Annotated in this window: 20 protein-coding genes and 1 pseudogene; 7 read left to right on the forward strand and 14 right to left on the reverse strand. The window is 62.5% G+C overall.

The genetic code is table 11. The features are described 5' to 3' along the window. Window positions 1–100: 100 nt before the first annotated feature. Window positions 101–652, forward strand: a pseudogene (locus tag MRY80_RS10060) (RHE_PE00001 family protein); the annotation flags it as partial. A gap of 179 nt (window positions 653–831) precedes the next feature. Here the strand turns inward: MRY80_RS10060 and MRY80_RS10065 are convergent. From MRY80_RS10065 to MRY80_RS10085, 5 genes are all read right to left on the reverse strand, one after another. Further along, a complete protein-coding gene (locus MRY80_RS10065; RefSeq protein ID WP_293290601.1) occupies window positions 832–2715 on the reverse strand; it encodes an ATP-dependent helicase in 1884 nt (627 codons plus the stop codon). A 2-nt stretch (window positions 2716–2717) separates the two neighbouring features. Then, the gene (locus tag MRY80_RS10070; protein WP_293290603.1) at window positions 2718–4685 is read right to left on the reverse strand and encodes an AAA family ATPase; all 1968 of its coding nucleotides are present in this window, start codon (window positions 4683–4685) and stop codon (window positions 2718–2720) included. 154 nt (window positions 4686–4839) lie between these two features. Further along, complete coding sequence (locus tag MRY80_RS10075; RefSeq protein WP_293290605.1) at window positions 4840–5493, reverse strand: hypothetical protein; 654 nt, start codon at window positions 5491–5493, stop codon at window positions 4840–4842. Continuing rightward, a complete protein-coding gene (locus MRY80_RS10080; RefSeq protein WP_293290607.1) occupies window positions 5493–8585 on the reverse strand; it encodes an N-6 DNA methylase in 3093 nt (1030 codons plus the stop codon). Before MRY80_RS10080 ends, MRY80_RS10075 begins: the two co-directional genes overlap by 1 nt. After that, complete coding sequence (locus MRY80_RS10085) at window positions 8582–8920, reverse strand: hypothetical protein (RefSeq protein WP_293290609.1); 339 nt, start codon at window positions 8918–8920, stop codon at window positions 8582–8584. The genes MRY80_RS10080 and MRY80_RS10085 overlap by 4 nt, the downstream gene beginning before the upstream one ends. A 319-nt stretch (window positions 8921–9239) precedes the next feature. Here MRY80_RS10085 and MRY80_RS10090 point away from each other — a divergent pair, with 319 nt between their 5' ends. From MRY80_RS10090 to MRY80_RS10105, 4 genes are all read left to right on the forward strand, one after another. Next, window positions 9240–9908, forward strand: a complete 669-nt coding sequence (locus MRY80_RS10090) for a DUF6088 family protein (protein ID WP_293290611.1) — start codon at window positions 9240–9242, stop codon at window positions 9906–9908. After that, window positions 9905–10951 (forward strand): nucleotidyl transferase AbiEii/AbiGii toxin family protein, encoded by a 1047-nt coding sequence (locus tag MRY80_RS10095; protein WP_293290613.1) that lies wholly within the window; start codon window positions 9905–9907, stop codon window positions 10949–10951. Before MRY80_RS10090 ends, MRY80_RS10095 begins: the two co-directional genes overlap by 4 nt. A 166-nt stretch (window positions 10952–11117) precedes the next feature. Continuing rightward, window positions 11118–11558: a hypothetical protein gene (locus tag MRY80_RS10100; RefSeq protein WP_293290615.1), complete on the forward strand. Its 441-nt coding sequence runs from the start codon at window positions 11118–11120 to the stop codon at window positions 11556–11558. 667 nt (window positions 11559–12225) lie between these two features. Next, window positions 12226–12978: an FCD domain-containing protein gene (locus tag MRY80_RS10105; RefSeq protein ID WP_293290617.1), complete on the forward strand. Its 753-nt coding sequence runs from the start codon at window positions 12226–12228 to the stop codon at window positions 12976–12978. A 55-nt stretch (window positions 12979–13033) separates the two neighbouring features. Here the strand turns inward: MRY80_RS10105 and MRY80_RS10110 are convergent, their stop codons facing one another. From MRY80_RS10110 to MRY80_RS10145, 8 genes are all read right to left on the reverse strand, one after another. Then, window positions 13034–14575: an MmgE/PrpD family protein gene (locus MRY80_RS10110; protein WP_293290619.1), complete on the reverse strand. Its 1542-nt coding sequence runs from the start codon at window positions 14573–14575 to the stop codon at window positions 13034–13036. Beyond that, a complete protein-coding gene (locus MRY80_RS10115; protein ID WP_293290621.1) occupies window positions 14473–14904 on the reverse strand; it encodes a PaaI family thioesterase in 432 nt (143 codons plus the stop codon). The genes MRY80_RS10110 and MRY80_RS10115 overlap by 103 nt, the downstream gene beginning before the upstream one ends. Window positions 14905–14938: 34 nt before the next feature. Further along, window positions 14939–15823, reverse strand: coding sequence for a CoA ester lyase (locus MRY80_RS10120; RefSeq protein ID WP_293290623.1), 885 nt, complete (start codon window positions 15821–15823; stop codon window positions 14939–14941). Next, entirely contained in the window at window positions 15823–16986 is a 1164-nt protein-coding gene (locus MRY80_RS10125) for an acyl-CoA dehydrogenase family protein (RefSeq protein WP_293290625.1), read from the reverse strand. The genes MRY80_RS10120 and MRY80_RS10125 overlap by 1 nt, the downstream gene beginning before the upstream one ends. A 40-nt stretch (window positions 16987–17026) precedes the next feature. After that, window positions 17027–17800 carry an enoyl-CoA hydratase/isomerase family protein gene (locus MRY80_RS10130; protein WP_293290627.1) on the reverse strand — a complete coding sequence of 258 codons (774 nt, stop codon included), beginning with the start codon at window positions 17798–17800 and terminating at the stop codon, window positions 17027–17029. Window positions 17801–17812: 12 nt separating this feature from the next. Beyond that, window positions 17813–19084: an acetyl-CoA hydrolase/transferase C-terminal domain-containing protein gene (locus MRY80_RS10135; protein ID WP_293290629.1), complete on the reverse strand. Its 1272-nt coding sequence runs from the start codon at window positions 19082–19084 to the stop codon at window positions 17813–17815. Between the two features lie 102 nt (window positions 19085–19186). Further along, window positions 19187–20404 carry a CoA transferase gene (locus tag MRY80_RS10140; protein WP_293290631.1) on the reverse strand — a complete coding sequence of 406 codons (1218 nt, stop codon included), beginning with the start codon at window positions 20402–20404 and terminating at the stop codon, window positions 19187–19189. Between the two features lie 70 nt (window positions 20405–20474). Beyond that, entirely contained in the window at window positions 20475–21611 is a 1137-nt protein-coding gene (locus tag MRY80_RS10145) for a zinc-binding dehydrogenase (RefSeq protein ID WP_293290633.1), read from the reverse strand. Window positions 21612–21718: 107 nt separating this feature from the next. Between MRY80_RS10145 and MRY80_RS10150 the strand changes: the two genes are divergently transcribed. Together MRY80_RS10150 and MRY80_RS10155 are read left to right on the forward strand one after the other, a co-directional pair. After that, window positions 21719–23158, forward strand: a complete 1440-nt coding sequence (locus MRY80_RS10150) for an aldehyde dehydrogenase family protein (protein WP_293290635.1) — start codon at window positions 21719–21721, stop codon at window positions 23156–23158. Between the two features lie 43 nt (window positions 23159–23201). Next, entirely contained in the window at window positions 23202–24383 is a 1182-nt protein-coding gene (locus MRY80_RS10155; protein ID WP_293290637.1) for an NADH:flavin oxidoreductase/NADH oxidase, read from the forward strand. Here the strand turns inward: MRY80_RS10155 and MRY80_RS10160 are convergent. Continuing rightward, window positions 24364–25203 (reverse strand): N-acyl homoserine lactonase family protein, encoded by an 840-nt coding sequence (locus tag MRY80_RS10160; RefSeq protein WP_293290639.1) that lies wholly within the window; start codon window positions 25201–25203, stop codon window positions 24364–24366. The two genes, MRY80_RS10155 and MRY80_RS10160, sit on opposite strands and share 20 nt — an antisense overlap. Window positions 25204–25205: the final 2 nt, after the last annotated feature.

Here is a 25205-nt window from a genome sequence, read left to right on the forward strand (position 1 = left end):
CCATTATCAGTTTACGTGCTAATTCTCAGATTTAAGTGCAAAGCTAAGCTATTGAAATCGCGGGGAACAAATTATCATCTTTAAGAGCTAAGTGACACCGGATTGGGATGAAGGTGAACGGATTGCAGAATGGCTCGATCTGGCGAAGACGGCCGAAAGACTTCCGGCCACGCTGGCCGCGGCGCTTCTCTGGGATGCGTGGGAGCATCTCGAACCCCTGCAGCGTCAGCACTGGCTCGGCAAGCTGCTCGTCTCGGATTACCTGCGATCGCGCGGAAAAGTCCGATCTCACCTGCTGGCATTTGCCGTCGGGCTGCGTGAAATTCCGCGCGAGCGTCGTCGGGCCCGTGATCGGGTAACGAGGCTTGTCGCGTATCTCGATGCGATAAGCGCGGCTGCGGCGGCCGGAATGAAGGATATCGACCGACTGACGCTCGCGAAACGGCAGCTTGAGCGGAAGGCAGCAGGCCGGCGGGCGACCAGTAGCCTTCCGGTCGCCGTTGATCTGCTGATGTCGCGGCCGATCGTGTCGGCGCAGATGGTCGCGAAGGCGGCGAGGATCACACCGCGCGGGGCCTTGAACCTGGTCAGTGAACTCGGCGTCCGCGAGATTACTGGGAGGGGACGTTATCGCGCGTGGGGGATACTGTGACTGCTTTGCGCCCCTTTTTCGATCATTCGGACCGGCTACCTTTTAATCTGAAACCGGCCATTTGTTGACACGGACCTACGTGTTTTTGAGGGTCTGCCAAAGCGGGCGACTACCTTTGTCCAATCCATCAACTGCGGGGGTACGAGTGTCTCCGATATTCTGTGACAATAGTTGTGTCCTCATATCGCGAGCTCAGGCACCCCCGCATCAGTCAGAAGCTGATAGAGCTCAGCTACATTGTTTCGCTCTCCGCGTTGTTGGCAGAATGCGAAGATGGCGCGTTGTGTCGCCCGAGAGAGGGCGACGAAAAACGCTGCGACGCCTTCGGGGTCGCCGGGCGTGTGGGCCCACCAAGCCCGGTCATCGAGGCCAACAAAGATGATGGTGTCGTATTCGAGCCCCTTGCTCTTATGGACGGTCATCATCGGAATCTGATTGACCCCCTCGAACGCATCTAGGCAGGCCGTCCAGTTCGGCGAGCCATCGGCAGAAGCGAAGAAGTGGATGCAAAAGGCTTCAAGGATGATCTGAAGCAAGTCGCCAACGCCATATTCGGCATAGGTTCGGGCGATCGCCCCGAGATCGAGATATTCGAAAACCCGTCTGACGAAATCGATAGCGCTTTGCCGCGACGGGGCGGTGGCCGCCATATCGCTGCGCAAGGCAGTGAGAAATGCGCTGAGTTCCGCCTCGACCTTGGCCGCGCGCGCATCGTCGTCTTGCCCGGTAGCGCGCAGCGCCAGGACAGAAGACGAGACCAGCTGCCATGCGGCCGGCGCACGGCGTGTCGCGCCCAAGCGGAAGATCGCAATCGCGAGCCGGCTTAAGTCATCGGAAAGCAAATCCTGAAGCGAGGTTTTGCCGAGGGTATGGCTCTCGTTGCGGATCCGCAGACCGTGAGCTGCGAAGGCTCCAGCGAGTTCGTGCTCATAATCGTCGGATTTCTGCTTCACGAGGAGCGCGTAGTCGCGCGGCACTCGTCCGCGGGTGGCCATGTCGTTAGCGATCCATTGCGCCAGGTGGGTGGCTTCCGCCGCCTTTGTTTGGCTGGTCCAGACCTGAGCCACGTCGCCATCCACTTGGCGCGCCGTCTGAGCGACCGTTGGGACGGTGTTCGGATCCAGAGCGCGCGCGACAACGTGCTGGATAGCGACCAAGTCGGGCGAGGAACGGAAGTTGAAGAGGAGGGGGAAGCGGGCTCCCCCGAAATCGGCCTGCAGACGCTGAAAGGCGTCCTGGCGCGCGCCAGCGAAGACCATGATCCGCTGCTTGTCGTCACCGACGCCGGTGATGACGGTGGGCCCCCCAAAAAAGGCCGAAAGCAGGAAGTCGTATTGCGCGTAGGTCGTGTCTTGGAATTCATCGACGAAAACGAAGGGATAGGTGGCGACAAGCGCCCGACGGATGTGGGGATTGGCCCGGAGAAGCAGCTCCGCGAGCCGGTTGATGCCGACGAAGGTAAGTGCAGAGGGCTGGCCTGGCCGTAGTTGCGTTGCCCACCAGCGGGCGATGGCGAACTCGGCGGCGTTCTGGGGCGCGATAGGTCCCATGGGCAGGCGGTAGCTGCCGACGATCTTGGATTCAAAGTCGCTCGCGCTGTAGCCGGCGATTTCCGCCTGCCATTCCGGCGGCGCATTGAGCCGGGCGAGCGTGAGGAAGCCTTCTGTCGCCTTGCGCTTTGGGAAGGAGATTTCGTAGGGCCGGGTCGGGCGCCAGTCGGTAGGGATGGCGTTGAGAAAGCGATCGACCAAGCTCTTGGTGAAGGCGTCGAAGGTGACCGACACGAACCGGTTGGCGAACTCTGGCGGGCACCGCTGGCGGACGCGCGACGCGAGATTGTTGGCTGCATCTGTTTTGAACGAAATCGCCAGCACGCGGTGCGGCGCTCGGCAGAGGCCCGTCTCAAGCAAATAGTCGGCGCGTTGGGCCAGAAACTCGGTCTTGCCGGCGCCAGGGCCTGCGACCACACACGCCGAGCCGGCGTGGCGCAGGGCATTCCACGCCGCCGGTTCGAGATCGTTAATGCCGCTCGGGCGCCAGTCCTCTGGCCGAATACGGCGCATGGTCAGGCACCCGCGGGAGGCGGCGGGGTGAGACGAGCGACAATCGAGGTCAGGAGTGCGCGCAGTTCTTCGGGAGCGGCGGCTGCGAGGGCAGCCGGGTCTTGTGAACTCAACACCCGAACGTGGGTGCTGGGCTTGCCGCGCCCCAGGAATAGATACCGATACCAGCGCATCAAACCGTCCTGGTCGGCAGCGTACAGGTGAGGCAGACCGTCGTCGCCGAGAACCGCGGTGCGCGGCTCCCCTGCAGGCGAAGGCCCCTGGCGGCCGGGTTCGACGATCTGATAGGCGAGCGGGAGAGCCTTCAGCATCGCGTAGTCGAGGTCGAGGGGCGTGCAGAAGAAGACATTGAACTGGCGCAGCCAATTCATCCAGTTTGTGATATTCGCAATGTCCTCGATCGGCAGGGCATCGAAAGCCGCCAGATTGGCGACTGGCTCTTGGGCGTTAAGATGCTGTCCGAAGATTGCCTGTGGTGTGACGTTGTTTGCGAGTAGTTGCGTGCAGGCTGTCTTGATACGCCCCCATCCACCACCGGCGCGGCCCCAGTCGAGATCCAGCAGCGTTGCGTAGGGGATGTCGAGATCGGTCAACAGTCGCCAGAGGTGGTTCACATGGCGACCACCCAACGGAACGACCGCGACGAAGGATCGGTCGATATCGAGCCCCATCGCCTCGGCGATACGGGGAAGAACGACCTCCTCGGACGCACCTTCTCCAAGCACTACGAAGCGCGCGAAATAGAGTTCGGGATAGGTCCGCACGGCTTCGCGAATGAATTTCGATGCCTCTTCCTCGCCGACGGGGAGGTTGATAGGACGGATGCGGGCCGTTCGATCGTGCGGATCGAGCCGGAAGTGCCGCACCTGCCTCGGATCCACTCGGGCGAGGATGCTCGGGGAATGGCTGGAGACAACAGCCTGGGCCTGCGGCGAGTTAGTCAGGTCCTGTATCTGCCGGACGATGCGGGAGAGGTAGAAGGGAGCGAGGTTGTTCTCCGGCTCTTCGATCGCGATGAGCGTGAGCGCCGGTAACGGTACGCCGCCAGCCTGGAAACCGGCTGCAGCAGGATTGGCGACGATCCCGGCTTCAATGTCCAAGGTCGCCGCGGTCATCGCCAAATGAAAGAGCGATCTCTGGCCGTCGCTCAGGTCATCGAGGGCTCGCTCCCGGCCGGCCTCATCGGGACGGAAGGCCACCTCTACGTTCCGGATGAAATGCTCAAAACGCAAATCCAGCGGACGGAAGATCGGCGTCGTGTCAGTCCCGGCTGTGTAGACTTCCTGCCACCGCCGCGTCACCGCTGCGGCAATCACGCCGACCGCCGGCTCCCCGGCGAAGGCGCCGTTCAAGGCGGCGCCGGCGTTTGTGAACGTGTCGCGGACTCCCTGCGACCAGTTGATGGCGCGCCACAGCCTGCCGCGCAGAAAGGCTGTTACCTGGGATGCGCCGTCCCGCGTCGCCGGCACGTAGATCATTTGGATCCGAGCCCGGTCAGCCGCTTTCAATTCAGAGCAATCAGCGTCGGTGAACGTCCCGAAGGTTCTAACCGCCCAGTATTTCTGCTCAATCGCGCCATCAAGCGAACCGTCATCGGTCCAAGTCGCTTCGAGGCGCAGGCGGCATTTCAGTTTGCCCGCTTCATCCGCAGCCATTTGGTGGAAGAACTCCGGAATTGCCGCACCGCCAGCGCCGTCGGCATCCAGTTCCGGAAAGGCAATAATTGCCTCAAGAAAGAAGCTTCGTTGGAGCGGCGCGACAAGCTCGGTGGAAGGGACATGGAAGTCTTGGCGCCGTAAGCGTCTCTGATCGCCGGTCACGCCGAAGAGCCGCTGCAGGGCTTGCATCAGGGCCGTCTTCCCCGCACCATTGACGCCGACAAACGTGGTAAGTTCGAGAGTGAGGTCTACGCTTGTCGCTTCAGGTCCGAAGCAGCGGAAATTTGTCAGACAGAGCCGCTCAATAAACATGTTTCCGCTTTCCCCTTCTCGCTGACTTGTTGCGCCAAGTTTCTCTTGAGCGGTAGCCACGCCATTCTACGATTTTGCTACTTATACTTCATGAATCAACACAAGGCGTGCTTAAGTCTTAACAGCGCGATAAAAGTCACGCGCGCCGCTTTCCTCAATCGGTCGGCGCGGCGCCCGACGGCTTGGAAAATAGCGCGTGGCGAAGTTCGATCTGTGATCCGGTTTGGCGGGTGTGCCTTGTTCGGAAGCGCTCAATCGTTTCGATCGCGGCAAGTGGTGTAGGTCCCTCAGCTAACGCGAGAGGGACATGTCCGCCGATGGCGTCGGCAATCCGTGAATTAGCAAAGGGCAGGTCGCCGTCGAGCACGTAACCTAGCATGCACCCCACAGGCAGCTGCTCGGCATACTGCTCGGTGAGAAAACGCATCATGCCCTGGGTGACGTACACGGTGGCCAGGGAACTGCGGCTTCCGCCGCTGATCACGTTGAGCCGCTTGCACTCATAGGCCAGGTATCGCTCCCGATCCCAGTCGAAGAGTACGGCGATGTCGATGATGCCCTTGCTGTATTTCGACCCGTCAGCCGCTAGGCCGAACGGCTCGAACTGATACTCGACCCAATGGCATAACCGACGCACCACAACGTCCTTGGCGAGGCGATCAACGAGGTTAATGGTGATGTCATTTTCCCCTGGCTGTTCCGGAAGAACCGCCATGCACTCTGGCCACGCTGCCGCGATCCTCTCCAGGAAGCGGTCGTCAAACGAAACGAAGTTGTCGAGCCATGCCTGCACATCACCGATCAGCATTAATTCGCGCCCCGCTGCTGGGGCGCGGCGGCAGCTTGCTGGAGGTCGAGCGCTATTCCATCGGCATCGGCGAGCGCCGTGGAGCGCAGCCAGAAGCGCATCTGCATAGGCTTTATGAGGTATAGGCAGTCCCCGACGAAAACGCGCAGATCCGGCATGAGCTGGAAGTTACCGTCGAGGGGCCTGTGGATGTGAGCCGCAAGCTGCTCGAGTACGTCGCTGAGTTCGCCGGCTGCATGTTCGGCATAGTCTTCATGGCCGCCCAGATGCAGACGCAGGATTGCCAGATCAGCGCCGCGCGCGACAAGGCGCGCATCGATCTTCTTGCCTTTGAACCAGTCCGCGAGGCTCGCCGACAATGTGCGCGCGTATTGAGCGCGTTGCGGTTCGTCAGGCGCGCCCCAGAGTTTTGGGAAGTGGCCTTCATGGGGCTGAATCGCAGGAAGGATCGCCTCGACAGTGTCGTCGATTAGCGCTATCTCATCGGGAGACAGGCAAAAATATTGGTACGCTAGCCGGTCGATCGTCCGGAGGATCTCGCTGTCATCGACCTGCATCGAGAACGGCTCGTTGGAGCGTTCGCGTGCGTCGTCCACAATCGCGATTAGCTCAAGGGCCGCTTGGGCTGCTGCGGCTTGATCCGGGAGATCGTCGGGCGATGGGAACGGCAAGCGGAGCAGGTCGGCCTGCTGGACTTCGGGTCGATCCGACCCGAACGAAGCGGTGCCGTGAAAAGCGTACCAGACCGCGATCCGACTATTGAGTATCGCGGTCAGGAGCTTGGCACGGTCGCTCTCTCCCTCCGGCACCACGATCGCCTGGAAGATATGCTGGAAGGTCAGCGGCCGATCGCAATAGGCGGCGCGAAGGCGGTTCTGCGACGTCTCGACTCCACGCGGGATAAGGATCCGCGAGCCATCGAAGCCGGCCTCGAAGCCGCGGCGACGAACCGTCGACGATGTGGCCGGCATTAAGCCTTCCACAGTCTGGGCTAGGCGTGAGTAGGCCGCAATGGGTAGGTCCGGCAGTCGGCCGACATACGCGCTTTCGAGTGGAGGCGCATCGCTATCGCTGTCTTCATTGAAGGGCTGATAGCCTTGCCCGATCACCCAGCGATCGCCCGGCTCTTCGCGGCGACGGCTTAGGCCGCCAAAATCATTGACGAAGGCCTCTAGCTTGGGAAGCCGTGCGAGGTAGCCGAAAAGTTTGGCGTCCGGTTCGCGCATCCAAAGGCGCTGCTTGAAGATGAGCGGGTTATCGAGAACCCCGCCCACCCCGAGCGAGGCCTTGTCCGCGCTGCTCAGCGTGATGACACGCTTGATGCGCAGGTTGAGGTCGGCCTTCGGCGCCCAGTAGTCGAAGCGATACGGGAAACTACCCGCATTCGCGCTGCCGTAGATGATCAGAGCTGTGGGGCGATGGGCTTTCTCAAAAAGCTGAAAGCGAAGGTCGGCGAAGTTGATGACGCGGCGGACATGGGATTTCCGGAAGAACGCGTCACGCGCTTCGACCGTCTTTTGGGCGTGGTTATGCAAAAATCCCATCGCCGGTAGCAGGAACGCGATCAGTCCGCCGTCGGCAAGATGCGACAGCGCTTTCCAACTGAATGCCCAGGCGTCCTCGCCACCGGGCATGGGGTGGCCGGCTTTTTTGCTCCACTGCACAGACGAACGCGCCGGACCGCGGCGGCTGGTCCATGGCGGGTTGCCGATGATGACCTCGTATTGGGCGCCGTCCGGTGACACTTCGAAAAAGTCGCGGCAGACGAGAGTCTTGCCCCAAAGTTCCGGGAGGAGTTTCCCCCGAGTGATGAGCTTGCGGATGTCGCGTGGCGAGACCTCTTCGAGTAAGGCGACGTAGAGCGAAAACACGGCGACCCGAACGGCGGCGCCATTCAAATCCCAGCCATGGATTTGGCTCAGTAAGGACAGCAGCGTTTTCCAGGAAATTGATTGCGTCTTGTGCTTGGCGCGCCAGTGTTCGCAGAGCCGCTGGAACGAGCGGACGAGAAAAACGCCTGAACCACAGGCCGGGTCGAGGAAGTTTCCTGTCGTCCTTGTCGCATCCGGCAACATTTCCCATGCTTGGGAAACGACCGTGTCTGCAAGGAACATGGGAGTGTAGTAGGCGCCGTTGGCGCGGCGTTCGACCTCGCGTTCACCCAAGAACCGATCGTAGACGGCGCTAACGAGCTCGATAGGGATATAGCGGAAGTCATAGCCCCAGAACCGCTGCTGTCCGGAATGCGCCATTTCTTCACGGCCTGACCGGAACCGCGCCAGGATCGTCAGATGGGTATGCGTGACTTCTGGCGCCTCGCTCGTGGCCTCGAAGGAGCACGGTGCGACGAACAGATCGCCGTTGAAATCCGCGTGGAGGGTCCGGAACAAAGACTGGAACAGATTGACGTCGCCAGTTTCGAGCAGCGTCGAAAAATTCTCCACGCTCTTCTCGGAGACGGCTGCAAAGTAGGCGGGCGTTACTATTTCCCGGTCCTCAAGGTAGGCGATGAACATTGCCTGTATAAGTAGGGCCTGGGCCGCATCTGGAGCGAGCGCGGCCTTTTGCAGGAGACTATGGGAAGCTTTCAGATTGTCGAGGAGAACCTGATCGATACGTTCTTTTGGGGGGAAATACTCGCCGTAGTCCTTCCAGAGGCGTCCAGATTCCGCGCCATAGATGAGATTCTGAAACCGCAGCGCTTCGGTCGTCAGACTGAGGCTATCGATAAGGCAGCGGGTCTCGAAGTCGTCGCCTGGATCGCTAAGCGGAGTGCGAGCGAGCGAAAACGCTCTGAGCGTGTCTTCGGCGATGACCAGCAACAGGCTCGCGAGGCCCTGATTCCACAGCGCGCCGTGAAGGTCGATTATTGTGGCGCGATCATACTGATCGGTTTCCAGGATCGCCACAGTTGGGATGCCCTGGACGCAGAAGATCGCTGATACGCCCATTTCTGTTAGGGCGGCTCGGATCGCCGACGCATGCGGCACGTCGCTGACGGCCTCGGCTGACTCGTAGAGTTCAGGCAAGCGTCGATGCGTGAGCCCCAAGCGGTCTTTCCACTCCGGCCCTAATGTGGATGCCGAGGTCATGCTCGATTCCCGCGCCGTTCCCGCTGCTTGGCCACGGAAGTAGGGGGGAACTGGAGATATCCTTGCACTTGATCGATTTCGGTCGCCGTAAGCGCCGAGCGCAGTCGCCCTATGATTGGCGCGCACGGCACGCAGATGATGGAAGTATCCGGCGAGCGGCGATGGGCCGCGTTTGCGTCGACCAGGCGGAAGTTGTCGGCTTCGATCAAGGCTACACAGCTTTCAAGCGAGAGCCAGGACCGCCCCTGACACTCCTTGAACAGCTGATCGAAACGGCCGCTGACCGTTCCCACGCGCACACCGAAATTCCTGACCAGTTCGGCGACAATAGCCATGGCGACAACATCTCCCGGCGTGAAGCTGGGGGCATGCCCTTTATGTAGGGCCAGTGCGGGAATGGCATCCCGCCACGTACGAAAGGCATCTACAGAAATGGAAAGAAGTTCACGAATCTGGCTTTGAGTATAACGCATTTGCCAACATTAGCTGGCATTGTTTCCCATATCAATACGGGGTTAATCCCGTTTGTGTACCCTATTTGTTCCAAGTTTGCACCACTTATTCCTACGGTTGCGCTGACTTCTATGCGTCCGAAGAATGTAGCATATTTCGGACAATCTTGCGCATGTCCGAAGAATGTAGCATATTTCGGACATGACCTCTCCAGCTCAAGATACAGATCTGCGCTCCAGGCTACTCGCCCGGGTTGCGTCTCAGCCCGACGAGGTCTGGACGCCCGCCGATTTCGCCGATCTTGGCGGGCGCGCCGCCATCGACAAAACCCTGCAGCGCCTCGCCGCTGCCGGTGAGCTTCGCCGTATTGATCGCGGCCTCTATGATCGACCACGCAAAAACTCTCTGACCAGACAGCCCACCATACCGGATTATCGGGCTGTGATCCGCGCCGTGACCCGTCGCGACAAGGCGCGAGTTGTTGTCGACGGCATGACCGCCGCAAACGATCTCGGCCTTACAACGGCCGTACCGGCGCGTGTCGAGGTGCTGGTTGATGCGCGGCTGAAGCCGATCAAACTCGGCAATCAGGAGATTCATTTCAAGTTCGCCGCACCAAGCCGGCTCTACTGGGCCGACCGGCCCGGCATGCGGGTTGTCCAGGCCCTGTATTGGATGCAGGACATGCTGACCCAGGACGATGAGCGAAACCGGGCACGAAATACGCTGCGCCGATTGTTCGCCGATCCGAAACACGGAAAGGCGATCCGTGACGACCTTCGCGCCGGCCTTTCAGCCTTGCCGATCTGGATGCAGGAATTCCTGCGCGACCTTGTCACTCCCGTCGATACCAACGAGGCCGAGCAATGAGCACGACCGCCTACAAGCAGGTCGTCGAGACCCCCGCGCGGGACCGGCTCGATCTATTCCTGGCAACCGCTAACCGTCTCGGAGCGCCAGTGGGTAATATCGAGAAGGACTTCTGGGTGTGCTGGACCCTGAACGCGCTCTATCACGAGCGACCTGCCGGAGCGCCGCGCCTCCTCTTCAAAGGCGGCACATCGCTGTCGAAAGCTTACGGTCTCATTCAACGGTTCTCCGAGGATATCGACATCACCGTTTTCCGCGATGATCTCCACGAACCGGCGTCGGTCGAAGAACTCGAAGCCCTCTCGAACAAGAAACGCCGTGCCAGACTGGATGCGATCCGGGACGCGTGCCGCGCGTATATCACCGGCCCGCTTCGAGAACTTCTTGCCGAGCAACTGGCCGACCTAACCGGTGGTGTAGGGCGCATCGAGATCGACGAGGCCGATCCCGACGGACAGACACTTCTCGTCTGGTATCCAGAGGTTGAGCCGCGCGACGGCGCATATGTGCGCCCAGCCGTTCGAATCGAATCCGGCGCAAAGTCAGCGCTTGATCCTAACCGGCCCGTCACGATCCGCCCCTACATCGCCGACGAGGCGTCATCATTGGATTTGGCAGTAGCTGATATAACCACTGTCGAGGCAACACGGACCTTCTGGGACAAGGTTGTCATCGCGCATGGCTTGCGCCGCTGGTATGAGCGGCGTGGCGTCCTTCGCCAAGAAGGTCAACGCGTGTCGCGGCACTATTACGATCTTCATTGCCTCCTAAACTCAGACGTGGGCCTGGCTGCCCTCGGAGATTTTGATCTCGGTGCAGATTGCGTCCGACATGCGCGGATGTTCTTCAACCGACCTGACATGGACCTCGCCTCGGCCATGCCGGGTACATTCGCCATTGAGCCTGTCGACGGCATGGTGGCGGCGCTCAACGAAGACTACGCCAACACGACCGCAATGATCTTCGGAACAGCGCCTGAATTTGAGGACGTGCTTGCATCCGCAGCAGCGATCGAACATCAATTGAACAAGGTCGCAACCTGATGCGAGAAAAAGGACGTAAAGCGCCAGAATACAGAGGTGAGAGCTGCGTTGATATTCTGGTGATACGTCCATTGGGAGCAGGACAGACGGAACCATCGGGCGTTGGCAATCCGGAGCACTAGAATTAGTCCCGTGTCCTGCGTTCTGAGACAAGCTGAGGCAGATGATGGATCAGCTCACCCTCTCCTACGTCTGGAAGCAGAAGCAAATACCTGTTGTGCTGCGCCGTACGGGGCGAGGCGAGCGCATTCGCGTGCGACTGCCATTCGCCGACGACAATCGGCACTGGCTTCAGAACGGGCGGCGAACTGCTCCCGAATGGATCGGCGGCCCAGAAGCTTACTGGGAGTTGCCGAAATCCTGGTTCAATGACCTCGTCGATCGAGCGCTGGTCAGATATGGCAAGATCTACATCATTCAGCCCTACCGCGAGCAGGAGATCTGCGCGAGAGCATGCCAGGAAGCGCTCGGTCATGAGTGCCAATGTTCATGCATGGGCGCTAACCACGGTGCCGGCAACGACGGAAGCTGGTTCGAAGTCTCCGATACCTTTTCGACACGTTGGGGCGACCGGGAACTGGCCTGCCGTTTGTTGACGGCACGATAGGCAGCTACTGACCAATGATTAAATACAATCTTTGGTCAGTAGCCAGAACACACGGGCTATTAACAGGCCTGACCCGACAGAACGCTGGCGATTGCTACGCGCTTTTGAGGCCCTGATAATTCTCAGTTATCGTAACCGGTGGCTTACACTCCGTATGATGCTTGACGCTACTGAATTAGCGTCTCCTGAGTCGAGTCGACCACAATTCACGTCTCGGGTTCGTCTAAAGCTTCAGCGAAATGATCGGTGGGCGTTTCCAACCCTTCGGATTGTCTCGTAATCAATGCCGGCGTCTTGTGCATATTTCGGCCCGTTCGCAACGGCCTTGCTGACATTGGAAATGAGTGTCTTTGCTTTGGATGGCCTTGTGATGCGGTCTGAGGTGCAGCTTTCTGTATCCACGGCGCAGTGGCGTGTCGGGCTGTGGTCAATCTTTCAGTTGTCTCGCATCACTACGACACAGAGCTCCTGCGGCGCATTCTTCTCCGGTGTTGACTGTCTCCAAATAGCACCGAATTTCAACGCAAGCGTTGCAACCGTGACGAAAATACTAAATGATATAGACCGATAGAAATTCAGATGCGGGCTCAGGATTGTGCTTTTTGAATGCCGCCGACTCCATCGCGGGGACGAGGCAGCCTTGTCGGATAGGAAAGAATAACGAAACGTGTCTGAAAATCTCGTCACCCGTACCATAAGCAAGTCTGACCAGGTTGCATCGCTTTTACTGAAGACAATTGTCGATTCCGATCTTCGTCTGGGCGATAGCCTGGGGACCGAAAGTGAACTGATCCAGAAATATGGGGTGAGCCGCCCGACTTTGCGTGAAAGCCTCCGCATTCTCGAAAGCCAAGGGGTCATTGCCATGCGCCCCGGTCCCCGCGGAGGCATTCTTGTGAGACGGCCCAATGTCGAGTTTGTGGCTCATGCGCTGTCTTTGTATCTCCGGTTGAACGAGGTGCCCTTCATCGAAATCGTCAAGGCCCGTCTCGAGATCGAACCGTCGCTTGCCCACAATGCCGCGGAGTTCGGCACGGCCGAGGATTTCGACGAAATGCAGGCCTCGATCGACCGCATGAAGAAGAACGGAAACGACCCGATGGAGTTTGCGAGCGAGAACAGGGTTTTCCATGCCTGCATTGCAAAGGCGTCGAAAAGTGCGGTGCTTGAAACCTTCTGGACGGTTCTGTCGATCGTCGCGAGCGGCGAACGGCACGGCATGCGGTATACGGAGAAGAACCGCCGGGCGATTGTCGAATATCATCAGAAGATACTGAATGCCTGCCGCGACCGCGATCGGGACCTGGCGGCAAAGCTGATGAAGGAACATATCGGCGAACTGGATCACCTGCTCAGGACGCGGTTCAAGGATCTGTCGAGCGAGCCGACCGATATCTCGGCCCGGCCGAATTCGGCCTGAGCCTCCGAGCGATGCGGGTCCGTGCCATGGGGCGCGGAGATGGACGGTCGTCCGCCTATCGCGCCCGGGAACTGTCGGGACACATGCAGCGGATCAGCGTGGCGGGATCGCCGCCGCCATGCAGGGCGGAAATGACGCCGCGCAGAGCCGAGGGGGTTCCGTCGGGCCATCGCAGCCCGCTGACATCCAGGCAACCGCGGAACTTGGCGAGGAAATCCGCGTCGCTCATCGGACGGTCGGGACCGCCCAATGGTCGATCGACCTGGACAGAAATCCGCCCGGCGGCGGTTTCGGCGTCAAGGCGTGTCGGGGAAATTCCGCGTGACCACGCCCGCTCGATCACGGGATCGGTCTCGACCGTGATGCGCCGAGCGAGGCTACGGACATCTTCGTTCGCCATGCCGCTCTCGCTGAAGTGCCGGAGGCTTACCTCTCCATCGATCAGGGCGCATGCCACGGTATAGGGAATACTGAACTGCGCCTGCACGATGTTGCGCGGGTTCTGCCGCATCTCGATGGGCGTCCCCACGGCCTCATGGGATTGGTGGTTGACGCTTGCGACGATGCCGGTGATCTGCGGATCGCCCAAGGAGGCCAGCTTCTCGCGCAGCAGGAGACCGGCTTCGATCGCGGTGTGATTGAAGCGGCAACAGGGGTAGGGCTTGAAGCTGAGATCGGCGAGTCGAAACCGCTGCCCAAGCTCCTGGCGCAGGATTTCGGGGGCGTAGTCGCCGCGGAAATACGAGTTGAACAGCCCGTCCAGACCTTCGAAGGTCTTTTGCGCGCCGCTGATGCCGGCCCGGCAGAGCGCTGTCGAGATCAGCGCCGTCTTGGCGGCGAAACCGGGTTGCATTCGCTTGGTCAGCGCCGCGTCGCGGGTGACCTGATGGGTGCCCGCCGCCTGACTGTAGGCGATGCCGAGGGCATTCACGGTTTCGGCTGCATCCATCCGCATCACCCGCGCCGCCGCCGCGGTGGCGGCGAAATGGCCGAAGAGCGAGGTATACATATAGCCGCTGTCGATGATGCCGATCTTGGTGGCGACCCCGAGGCGGCAGATCAGCTCGAGCCCGGCGGTGATGCCGGCAAGCAGATCAGCTCCGCTGGCCGAGGTTTCGCGCTCGGCCGCGGCGATGGCGGCCGGTACGACCGAAACGCCGGCGTGCAGCACGGCGGCATCGTGCGTGTCGTCAAAATCGCGGGCATGGGCCATCATCCCGTTGACCCAGGCCGCGTGATGCGCAGGCACCTGCTGCCCGGTGCACCAGATCGTCGCCTCGGGGCGGCCCCCCCAGCGGGACACCAGCTCGATCAACGGCCCGACGCCGTCGGCTGAAATCCCCGCGGCGGCACAGGCAAGCGTATCGAAAATGTCGTCGCGCACCACATCCAGCACGGCGCCCGGAATGTCTGCGACCGTCAGCGCGCTGGAGAAGGTGGAGAAGACCTCGGAGAAATCCGGGTTTGCGGCGTCGATCGAGGATTGGGTGTCCATCAGGCTTCTCCGATGAAGCTGCGGCGGTGCGCGCCGTCCTGGACACGCATCAAAAGTCCGCTCGCCGTGCCGACCAGCCGGTCCCCGACCCAGGCGTCGCAATCGGCAAAGACCGCGGTGTGGCCTGCCTTGCGCAGCCTGCCCGAAATCCGGATGAATGCGCCCGGCTTCACGGACCGGGTGAAGTTCACCGTCATGGACGCCGTCGCGATCGGGCTTCCCGGCATCGCCGCATGGGCAAGCAGGCCCGCGCAGCGGTCGAAGAGCGTCATGAGAACCCCGCCATGCACATTGCCGCTGAGGTTGCAGTGGCGCTCGGTCGTGCTCAGGCCGATCTCCGTGCCCTCGTCGCCGGGCCGTTTGAACAAGGCGCCAAGCGCGCCGACATAGGTGTCGTCGGGCATCGGAACCCAGCCATCGGATTCGGCCATGTCTGTCATCTGCTTCGGCCTCCGACCGGTAGCTTCAGGCGGCGCCGACTGCGGCGCCGGCGCGTTTCAGGATGCGCTCGGCAAGGCGCTTGTGGGCGATGTCGATCATCTTGCCGTTCAACTGGGCGACGCCGGTTTCGGCGAGCAGTCCGCAGACCTGGCGGGCCCATTCCAACTCATCCGCTGTCGGGGTCATGATCCGGTTGATGATCTCGACCTGCGAGGGATGGATCGCCGCCTTGGCGGTAAAGCCGTCGCGCAGCCCCTCGCGGCATTCGCGTTCGAGCCCCTCGGGATCCTTGAAGTCGACATAGACGGCGTCGATGGCCACCGCCTTGGCGGCGTTGGCCGCATAGAGGCATTGCGTGCGCGCATGGCGGCAAGGGTCTGTATATCGACCCTGCTCGTCCCGGTTCGAGCCGAGCCCGAGATCGGCGGCAAGGTCTTCGGCGCCCCAGAGCAGACCCCAAAGTCGCGATCCGCCATGGCCGGCGGGTATGGCCAGATTCAGGGTCGCGGTTGCGGTTTCCGTCGCGACCGTGACGATCCGGGTAGCGCCGGGCCTGATGCCGTTGATGGCTTCGGCCATGTCGAGGTAATGCGCCAAACGCTCCAGATCGGCGGGGCCGCTGCATTTCGGCAACATCACGCCGAACGGGCGCGCCGGCATGATCGCCGCCAGATCGCCGGCGGTCATGCCGGTGTCGAAAGCATTGAGCCGCACAAAGACCGGTTTGGTCCGGCCCGCGCTTGTCAAAGCTTCAAGCGTCACATCGCGCGCCGCCAGCTTGAACTCCGGCCCCACGGCATCTTCGAGATCGACGATCACCGCATCGCTTGCCGAGGCAAGGGCCTTGTGGATTAGCTTTTCCTTGTCGCCGGGGACAAAGAGCAGCGACCGGATCACCGCGTCCTCCATCACATCATGCCGAAGCTGAGGAAGCCGTCCTCGGGGAAGGCGTCGTAGACGCGTTTGCCGACGAGGTCCTTCAGCGTCTCGGTCGCCCCGCCGCCAAGCGTGCCGTAGCGCGCGCCGCGGTAGAAATGCGAAACCGGATATTCGTCGGTAAAGCCGTACCCGCCATGCACCTGCAGCGCGTCGCTGGTGACGCGGATCGCCATCTCGTTCGTCTGGATCTTGGCGATCGCGGCCAAATAGGGATCGGGAAACGGATCGGCCGTCGCGGCGGCGCGGTACAGGATCGACCGGGCCACCTCGATCTCGCGGGCCATGTCGGCGATCTTCCACCGCATTCCCTGCATGGAACCGGTCGGACGGCCGAAAATCTCGCGCTGGCGAACGTATTTCACGGCCTCTTCGAAGGCGCCTTCCGCCAGACCCAGTGACACGGACGGGTTCATGCAGCGTTGCGTGTTGAATGCGGTCAACAGCTTCTTGAAGCCGTCCTCCCGGATGATCAGGTTCTCCAGCGGCAGTTCCATGTCGCGGAACTGGATCTCGGCCAGGTTCTCGCCTCCCATCGTGTGGTAGCGGGCCGTCACCTCGAATCCGGGCGTGCCCGGTTCGACCAGAACGCAGCCGATGCCTTCACGCCCCGGCTTGTTGTCGACGCGGGTGAAGACGATGAAGCAATGGGCCTCGTCGGCCCGGCTGATCAGCGTCTTCGTACCGTTCAGTACGACCCGGTCGTCGTGAACGACGGTGTTGGTCTTGTAGTTCGCGACATCCGTGCCGGCATGGGGTTCGGTCATGCAGATCGCCAGGATCGTCTCGCCGGTGATGACGCCGGGAAGGAATTTCCGCCTCAGCTCCTCGGGCGCGAAATTGGCGATGATGCGGTTCTGGGCGCCCATCGCGCTCATCGCGGCCATCGCCGTCACATAGCAGACCTTGGCCACCTCTTCGAGCACCAGCACGCAGTCCAGAACCGGCAGGCCCAGCCCGCCATGCTCTTCGGGGACCGCCATGCCCAGGACGCCGATTTCGCCCAGTTCCTTGAGGTTTTCATAGGGAAAGGTGCCGTCCTGCCATTTGCTGACGCGTTGCCGGAATTTCGTCTGCGCCAGTTGGCGCACTGTATCCAGAATCGCCTTTTGATCGTCGTTCAGTTCGAGCTTCATTCGTATTACCTTTGACATGATGGAGGGGGCCAGGATGCGGCTAGTCGAAAACCGGGCTCCTGCGTTCTGCAAAGGCGCAAACGCCTTCGCGATAGTCGCGCGAGCGCAGGATCTCGGAGATGGCGATCCGTTCGCCGTCGAGCCCCTCGGCGATGGGCAGGTCGAGACCGGCATAGACCACGGATTTGAGCAGTTGCATGCCGCGGCGGGAGCGCTGCGACACCAGCCGCGCAAATCCGAGCATCGCGGCTTCCATCGCGGCGGCATCCGGAAAGGTCCGGTTGACCAGGCCCCAGGTCTCGGCCTGGCCGGCGTCGATCGGCTCGCCCGAATACATCATCTCCAGCGCCCGCGCGGTTCCTATCAGGCGCGGCAGGCGCTGGGTGCCGCCGGCGCCGGGAATGGCGCCGATGCGCGCCTCGGTGAGGCCGATTTTCGCGTTCGCGACCATGAAACGCAGATCGCAGGCCAGCGCGATCTCGCAACCGCCGCCAAGCGCGAGCCCGTTCAACCCGGCGATCGTCGGAAAAGGCAAGGCGGCGATGTCGTCTGCAAGGCCGGAAATAGCGCGATTATGGGCGAATTTCCGATCGTCCGACATGGTCTTGCGCTCGGACAGATCGGCCCCGGCGCAAAACCCCTTGCCGTTTGCCGTCAGCAGGAGAACCCGCGCGCCGCGTTCGTTGATCCCGGCCATGGCCGCATGCAGATCGTCGGTCAGGGCGCTGCTCAGCGCATTGTATTTCTCCGGCCTGTTCAGGCGCAGACAGCAGATGTCCTCCTCAGGCCAGTGCTCGATCAGGTGATCCGCCAATGTCTTGTCTCCTCATCCTGCATGTGCGGCGGCGGCCTGCAACGACCGGTCCAGGGATTCTCGAAAATCGGGATGGGCGATCGCCACCAGCGCGCGGGCGCGCGCCGGGAAGTCCAGTCCCCAAAGCTCGGCGGAACCGAATTCGGTCACCACGATGTCGATATCGGACCTTGCTGTGGTGACGGGCCGGTTTTCGAGGCCGGCCACGATCTTCGAGGTCTTGCCGTCCGCTGTCGTCGAAGCAAGCGCGATGATCGAACGGCCGCCCTCGGACAGTCGTCCTCCGCGCACGAAATCCACCTGGCCGCCGACTGCGCCGATATATTTGCCGCCGGCGAGTTCCGAATTGACCTGCCCGGTCAGGTCGATCTCGATCGCCGAGTTGATCGTGTAGAACTTCTTGAGCCGTGCCATCGTTTGCGCGGCATGGGTATAGGCGGCGCCACGCAGGGATACGGCGTTGTTGCCGTCCGAGAAATCGAACAGGCGCCGGTCGCCGAAGAGCCCCCCGGTCACCATACGCCCTTCGTCCAGTCCCTTGTGGAGGTTGGTGACGGCGCCGTTTTCCAGCAGATCGACGGCGCAATCGGGAATGACGCCCGAATGGATGCCCAGGTGCTTGTGGCCCGCCAGCGCCGCGCAGACCGCGGTGGGCAGCCCGCCGATGCCAAGCTGGATGGTCGCGCGGTCGGGAACGATTTCGGCCACCCGCCGGGCGACCTCGATATCCGTCGCGCCCGCAGGCGCGTCGGGAAGCAGGGGTTCCGGTCCGTCGGCCAGGGTCAGGTGGTGGATGCGATCGCGGGCGATCAGCGCATCGTCCCCGGTGAGGGGCAGGCGATCGTCGATTTCCGCGATGACGACGCGGGCGGCGTCGACCATTTCCTGCACGAAATCGGCAACCACGCCGGCCGAGAACATGCCGGGCTCCTCGGTCGGTCGGACCCGCAGCAGAACGACATCGACCGGCAGACGCCGCGACCGGATCAGGCCGGGGACCGTCGAGACATGGGCGGGCATGATCCGGTTGCCGGAATGGGCGGCCGCGCTCCGCGTGCCGGCCGCGCCGTTGAGGCACAGGAACCGGGCGCCGCTTTCGACCAGCGCCTTGGGTGTGCGCGTCGTGGCCATCCCCAGAACCGCGACATAGGCGGGAAGGTCCGGAGTCGCCTCGACAAGAGCGGCGGTCAGCCCCGTCGGCTCGCCGGTGCCCTGGGGCCAGACGACATGATCGCCGGGCTGCAGGACGGAGGCAAAGTCGAATTCGGAGCTGGGCTTGGTCATCTCGGGCGACAGTCCTTCGGTTCTCGGCGCAAGGTGCCTTAACGCTTAAATTGATCTATATGATTAAGATAAGGTTGTGGCAAGCCGAGCCGATCGTTTTTGCTAGAGGACGCGATCCTGCCTGAGGGTCTCATATTCCTCGTCCGACAGGCCGAGAAAACCGGTGACGACTTCACGGTTGGCATCGCCAAGCGGGCGGCTCGGCTCGAGCGGAAGTCGTTCGAGACCCTTGAAGCTGAACGGTGTATGCGGGAGGGTCACGTCGCCCAGGCCGGGATGGGAGACCTTTTGCAGGCTGCCGCGCGCCAGCATGTTGGGATCGTTCATGACTTCCTTGAGGTTGCGGACAGGGGCGGAAGGCACCTTGGCGGCGAGCATGGCGTCGGCCACTTGTTGTTTCGTGTGCCGCCGGGTCCATTCGGTCAGCAGATCGTCCACCAGGGTGACGTTCTGCACCCGCGCCGTGCGCGTGGAGAGCCGCGGATCGTCCTTGAGGTCCGGGCGTCCGATGACATCGAGGATGGCGCGGAAATGGTGATCGCCGGGGGAGTTGATGACGGCATAGCCGTCGCTGGTTTCATAGGCGTTGTAGGGCGACACGCCGAGGCCGCCGTGGCGGTTGCCGGTGCGTTCGGGCGCGTCGTCGCCCCTTGCGTGCTGCATCCCGTAATTCGACGCGAGCGAACAATAGGTGGCGTCTTGCATCGAAACTTCGACGATGCGTCCCTTGCCGGTTTTTTCACGCTCGTAGAGCGCCGTCATGACGGCGGCATAGAGATGGATGCCGGCGAAGAAATCGCACAGGGCTGCGCCGGATTTCACCGGCGGGCCGTCCGGAAAGCCGGTCGAATTGATGACGCCGGACATCGCCTGTACGACGAGGTCCATGGCGGGAAAGTCCTTGTAAGGCCCGTCGCTGCCATAGCCGGAACTGGAGCCGTAGACGAGCCGGGGATTGATTTCCCGCAAGGTTTCGGCGCCGAGGCCGAGCCGCGCCATCACGCCCGGAGCGAAGTTTTCGATCAGGATGTCGGCCTTGGCGACCATGGCGCGGAACAGTTCCTTGCCCCGCTCGGATTTCAGGTCCAGCGTGATCGGCTGCTTGTTGGAGTTCAGCATGGCAAAGGGCAGGTCCGCGCCCCCCATGTCGCCGCGGCTGCGCAGATGCTCGCCTGTATGCGGCTCGATCTTGATGACGCGCGCTCCGGACAGCGCCATCAGCAACGTGGCGTAAGGCCCGTTATAGACGTGCGACAGATCCAGTACGGTCACGCCGGAAAGCGGATAGCGGTCGGTCGCTTGCATCTCGGCCTCGGTCATTTCGATTTCGGTCCTTTCTCGTTCGTCGGTCCGGCGCGGTACGTGGGTGGTTGTCTTTGGATTGCGCCGCTCACAGCGTTCCGTGCGGCAGCAGCACCTGACGGATCACGTCGCCGCTGTCGAGCCGGTCCAGGCTGGCGTTCAACTGGTCGAAGCCGATTGCAGAACTGCGCAGCCGGTCGACAGGCATCTGCCCTTCGGTGAAAAGTTTCATGTAGTGGGGGATATCCCGTTCGGGAACGCAGCTGCCCATGAACGAGCCGCGAATATTGCGTTCCTGCGATACGAGCGTGGCGTGCACGAAGTCGTACCTTGCGTCGGAGGCTCCGAGGCCGACGCAGATCACGTCGCCACCGGGGCGGATGAGATCCGGCGCGGATTTCATTGCGGCGGGCGCGCCGGACATTTCGAAGGCGAAATCCACACCGTCCCCGGTCAGCACGCGGACCTTCTCGACCAGTTCCGGGTCGTCGGCGCGCAGCGTGTCCGTTGCGCCGAGTTCGCGCGCGATGGGGAACTTGTCGTCGCGCATGTCGATGCCGATGATCGTCTTCGCTCCGGCGACCCGCGCGGCCATAAGCCCGTTCAGTCCGATGCCGCCCAGACCGATGATGGCGACGCTCGCACCGCTCGGGACCTGCGCCGTGTTGAAGACCGACCCTGCGCCGGTGACCACGGCGCAGCCGAAAAGCGCGGCCACGTCCAGCGGGATCTGCGGATCGATCTTCACCAGCGATCCGGGCATCGTCACCGCATATTCGGCAAAGCCGGAAATGCCGGAATAGTGATAGATCGGTGCGCCGTTGCGGCTCAGCCGGCGCTGGCCGTTGGCCAGCAAGCCTTTTGTGCGCGGGGCCGTCACGGACTGGCAAAGCGCGGGACGGTCGCGCCGGCAATGAGCGCAGACCCCGCAGCCCGAAACCACGGTCATCACCACATGGTCGCCCTCGCTCAGATGAGTGACGCCCGCCCCGGTCTCGCGTACTATCCCGGCGGCTTCGTGGCCGCCGACCACGGGCAATTGCCGTTTGCGCAGGCCTTTCACCTGGCTGAGGTCGGAGTGGCACAGCCCGGCGGCGCGGATCTCGACGAGGACCTCGCCGGGGCCCGGGCTGTCGAGGTCGACTTCCTCAATCCGGAACGGCTGGCTTTGTTCGAATGGCTTGGGCAGGCCCTGCTCGTACATGACCGCGGCTGTGATCTTCATATAGCGAATTCCTCCGGTGTTTAGGCGCGCCACGACAGGTCGTACTGCGGTTGCAGCTATTTCATTTAGATGATATTACGCATTTCGACAAGACTTAGGAGATCAAGATGTCGCGCGTCGAGCAAGGCTGCACGAAAGTCATACACCCGTTGATCGGCGGCCAGCGGGAGGAGGGGCGGGAGTTCGTTCCGGTTCTCAACCCTTATGACGGTGCTGAAGTGGCGAGCATGCCTGTGTCGTCCGAGGACGACGCCCGCCGCGCAATAGAAAAGGCCGATGCCGCGCGCGCTGCCATGGCGGCAATGCCGGCGCGGGAAAGGGCGGCCTATCTGCGCCGCGTCGCCGACCTCGTGACCGAGCGGACCGAGGATATCGCCGTCGCCATGACGCAGGAGACCGGAAAGGCGTTGCGCGATGCGCGGGTCGAAACGGCCCGCTCCGCCGACACGCTTCGGCTTTGCGCGGAAGAGGCGATTCGCATCGAGGGCGCGCATATCCCGATGGAGGCCAGCGCCATCGGAGCGGGCAAGATCGCGATGACACTGCGTTTTCCCGTGGGCGTCGTCAGTGCGATCACGCCGTTCAACGCGCCGGTAAACCTTGTGATGCACAAGCTGGGGCCGTCAATCGCGGCGGGGAATGCGACGGTTCTCAAATGTTCGCCGAAGGCGCCGCTTTGCGTCTCGAAGGCGGTCGAATGCTTCCTGGATGCCGGCGGGCTGCCCGGGGGCGCTCTCAGCGCGCTTTACGGCGACGCGGTCGGCCCGGTCATGGTGTCTGATCCGCGCGTCGATTTCATCAGCTTCACCGGATCGACCCGTGTGGGCAAGATCATTCGCCAGAATGCGGGCATGAAGCGCGTGGCGTTGGAGCTTGGCGGGGTCGGGCCGACCATCGTGCATTCGGATGCGGATATCGAGGTCGCGGCGCCGGCCTGCGCACGCAATGCCTTCATGCTGGCCGGGCAAAGCTGCATCTCCGTGCAGAACGTGTTCGTCCACCGGTCGATCCACGACGCATTCGTCGCGCGGCTTCTGGCCGAAATCGAAACGCTTCGCGTCGGCGATCCGATGAACCCCGCCACCGAGATCGGAACGCTGATCGACGAAGAGGCCGCTCTGCGGGTCGAAGCGATGCTGGATCGGGCCGTTTCGGCGGGCGCCGAACTCCTGGCCGGGGGGAGCCGGACCGGCGCGCAGATCCAGCCCGCCGTTCTGCACAAGGTGACGCAGGAGATGGACGTCGCCTGCGAAGAGATCTTCGGCCCGGCCATGTCGGTCATTCCCTATGATGATGTCGAGCAGATCTTCCGCGACATCACCGCCTCGCGCTACGGGCTTCAGGCCGGGATATTCACGCAGTCCCTTCCGCTCGCTCTGGCGGCGATCAAGGGGATCCGCACCGGCGGCGTCATCGTCAACGGCACTTCGCGCTGGCGGTCCGACCAGATGCCCTATGGCGGCGTCAAGGACAGCGGCATCGGCCGCGAGGGCCCGAAATTCTCGACGCTGGATATGACCGAAGAACGGTTCTTTGTGCTCAACTAGGGGCCGGTCACCTCTCAGGAAACAGACAGGAAGGGCGAGAGCCATGGGGCAGACCTCCAATGAGGGAGCGGTCGCGGCCGCTGCAAATCCACCGCTGTTCAAGCCGCTGCGTTTGCGCGGACTGGTGCTGCGCAACCGGATCGCCATTTCGCCGATGTGCATGTATTCGGCGCCGGACTCCGTCGCGACCGATTTCCATCTGGCGCATTACACCCGCTTTGCGCTGGGCGGCGCGGGACTGGTCATGATCGAAGCGACCGCGGTGGTGCCCGAGGGGCGGATCACCCATGGCGATCTCGGTTTGTGGAGCGACGATCAGATCGCGCCGCTGGCGCGCGTGATCGCCGCCTGCAAGGTCCAGGGCGCGGCCGTCGGGGTGCAACTCGTGCATAGCGGGCGCAAGGCCGCCCGCCAGAGGCCCTGGCATGGCAACGGTCCGATGGGCGAGGCGGACGCCGCGCGCGGCGAGTTGCCCTGGCCCATCGCCTCGGCCAGCGCGATCCCCTTCGGCGAGGGGTATCTCACGCCCGAGGCCTTGACGCCGGAGGGGATCGGAGCGATGCGCCGGGCCTTTGCCGCGGCCGCGGAGCGCGCGGTGCGGGCCGGGGCCGACCTTGTCGAGATCCATGCGGCGCACGGGTTTCTGCTGCACAGCTTCATGTCGCCCGCCACCAACACACGGGACGACGCCTATAATGGCGACTTCGCCGCCCGGCACAGATTTGCCGCCGAGGTGGCTGCCGATGTGCGCGCCGCGATCCCCGACGATATGCCGCTTTTCGCCCGCATCTCGATGCATGACGCCGCCGAACCCGCTCGCCCCTTCGGCGAGACGGTCGAACTGGCCGGATTGCTGGGGCGCAACGGCGTAGACGTCATCGACTGCTCCTCCGGCGGTATCGGCGGGCACAGCGCCTCGACATCGGGCAAGGCAACCGCCCTCGGGTTCCAGTTGCCGGATACCGCGCGGGTTCGCGCGGGCTCGGGCATGAAGACGATGGCGGTCGGGCTGATCACCGAAGCAGAGCTTGCCGATGCGGCCATACGGGACGGTCGGACCGACCTTGTCGCCATCGGGCGCGAGACGCTCTGGAATCCCAACTGGCCGCATCACGCAAGGGCGGCGCTGTCCGGCCCCTGCTATGCCGATTGGCCGGAACAATATGGCTGGTGGCTGGAGCGGCGCGAGCAGCTTCTTGAGAAGATCAGGGCGTCTTCGGGCTGACGTGCAGCACCTGCAATTCGATCCCGGCGACGGTGATTGCGGGATAGTAGGCGCGGACAAGCGCATCGTGGCCGGGAATGACGTGATCAACGTCCCGCGCAAGCTCCCGGATTCGGCGGTAGGTGTTCAGCGTCGCGTCCACGTCGATGGTCAGCGAGAAGGGGTGGTTTTCGGTCAGGTTGGCATAGGTATGCGCGGCATCCGATGCGATCAGAACCGGGCCGCGGGCGGTCTCGACCAGAACCCCCTGAAGCCCCTTGGCGTGGCCGGGGAGAAGATGCAGGCTCAGGCCGGGGAAGAGGGTGGCGTCGCCTTCGTGGAAATCGACCTGCTCGCCATAGACGCGGCGGACGAAATGCACCACGTCTTCGACATCATAGGGAAACCGCGCGATGTGGTGGCACATGGACCGTCCCGTGGCATAGGCGATCTCGGCATCCTGAAGATGAATGCGGGCATTCGGAAATTGGTCGAGACTGCCCGCATGGTCGTAGTGCAGATGGGTCAGGATGACATGCTCGATCCTCTCCGGCGGCAAGCCGATGCGTGCGAGCGCCTCGGCCGGCTCGATATCGACGGGCCGGCCGCGCTCGGCGCCGGCCCGATGCCCGTAGCCGGTATCGATCAGCACGGTCCGGTCCCGGCTGCGGGCGATCCAGACGAAGAAATCGAGCGGCATCGGCCCGTCATGCATGTCGCGGCGCAGGAAGTTTTCGTGTATGCGCCGCTCCGGCATGCGGGCGTAGCGCAGCGCATAGATCTCCCAAAGCCCGGGCGCCGCGCCGCATTCCGGCAGGGTGTCGAATATCCTGCGGTCCATGT

Source organism: Oricola sp., assembly GCF_022763245.1.
GTDB lineage: Bacteria > Pseudomonadota > Alphaproteobacteria > Rhizobiales > Rhizobiaceae > Oricola.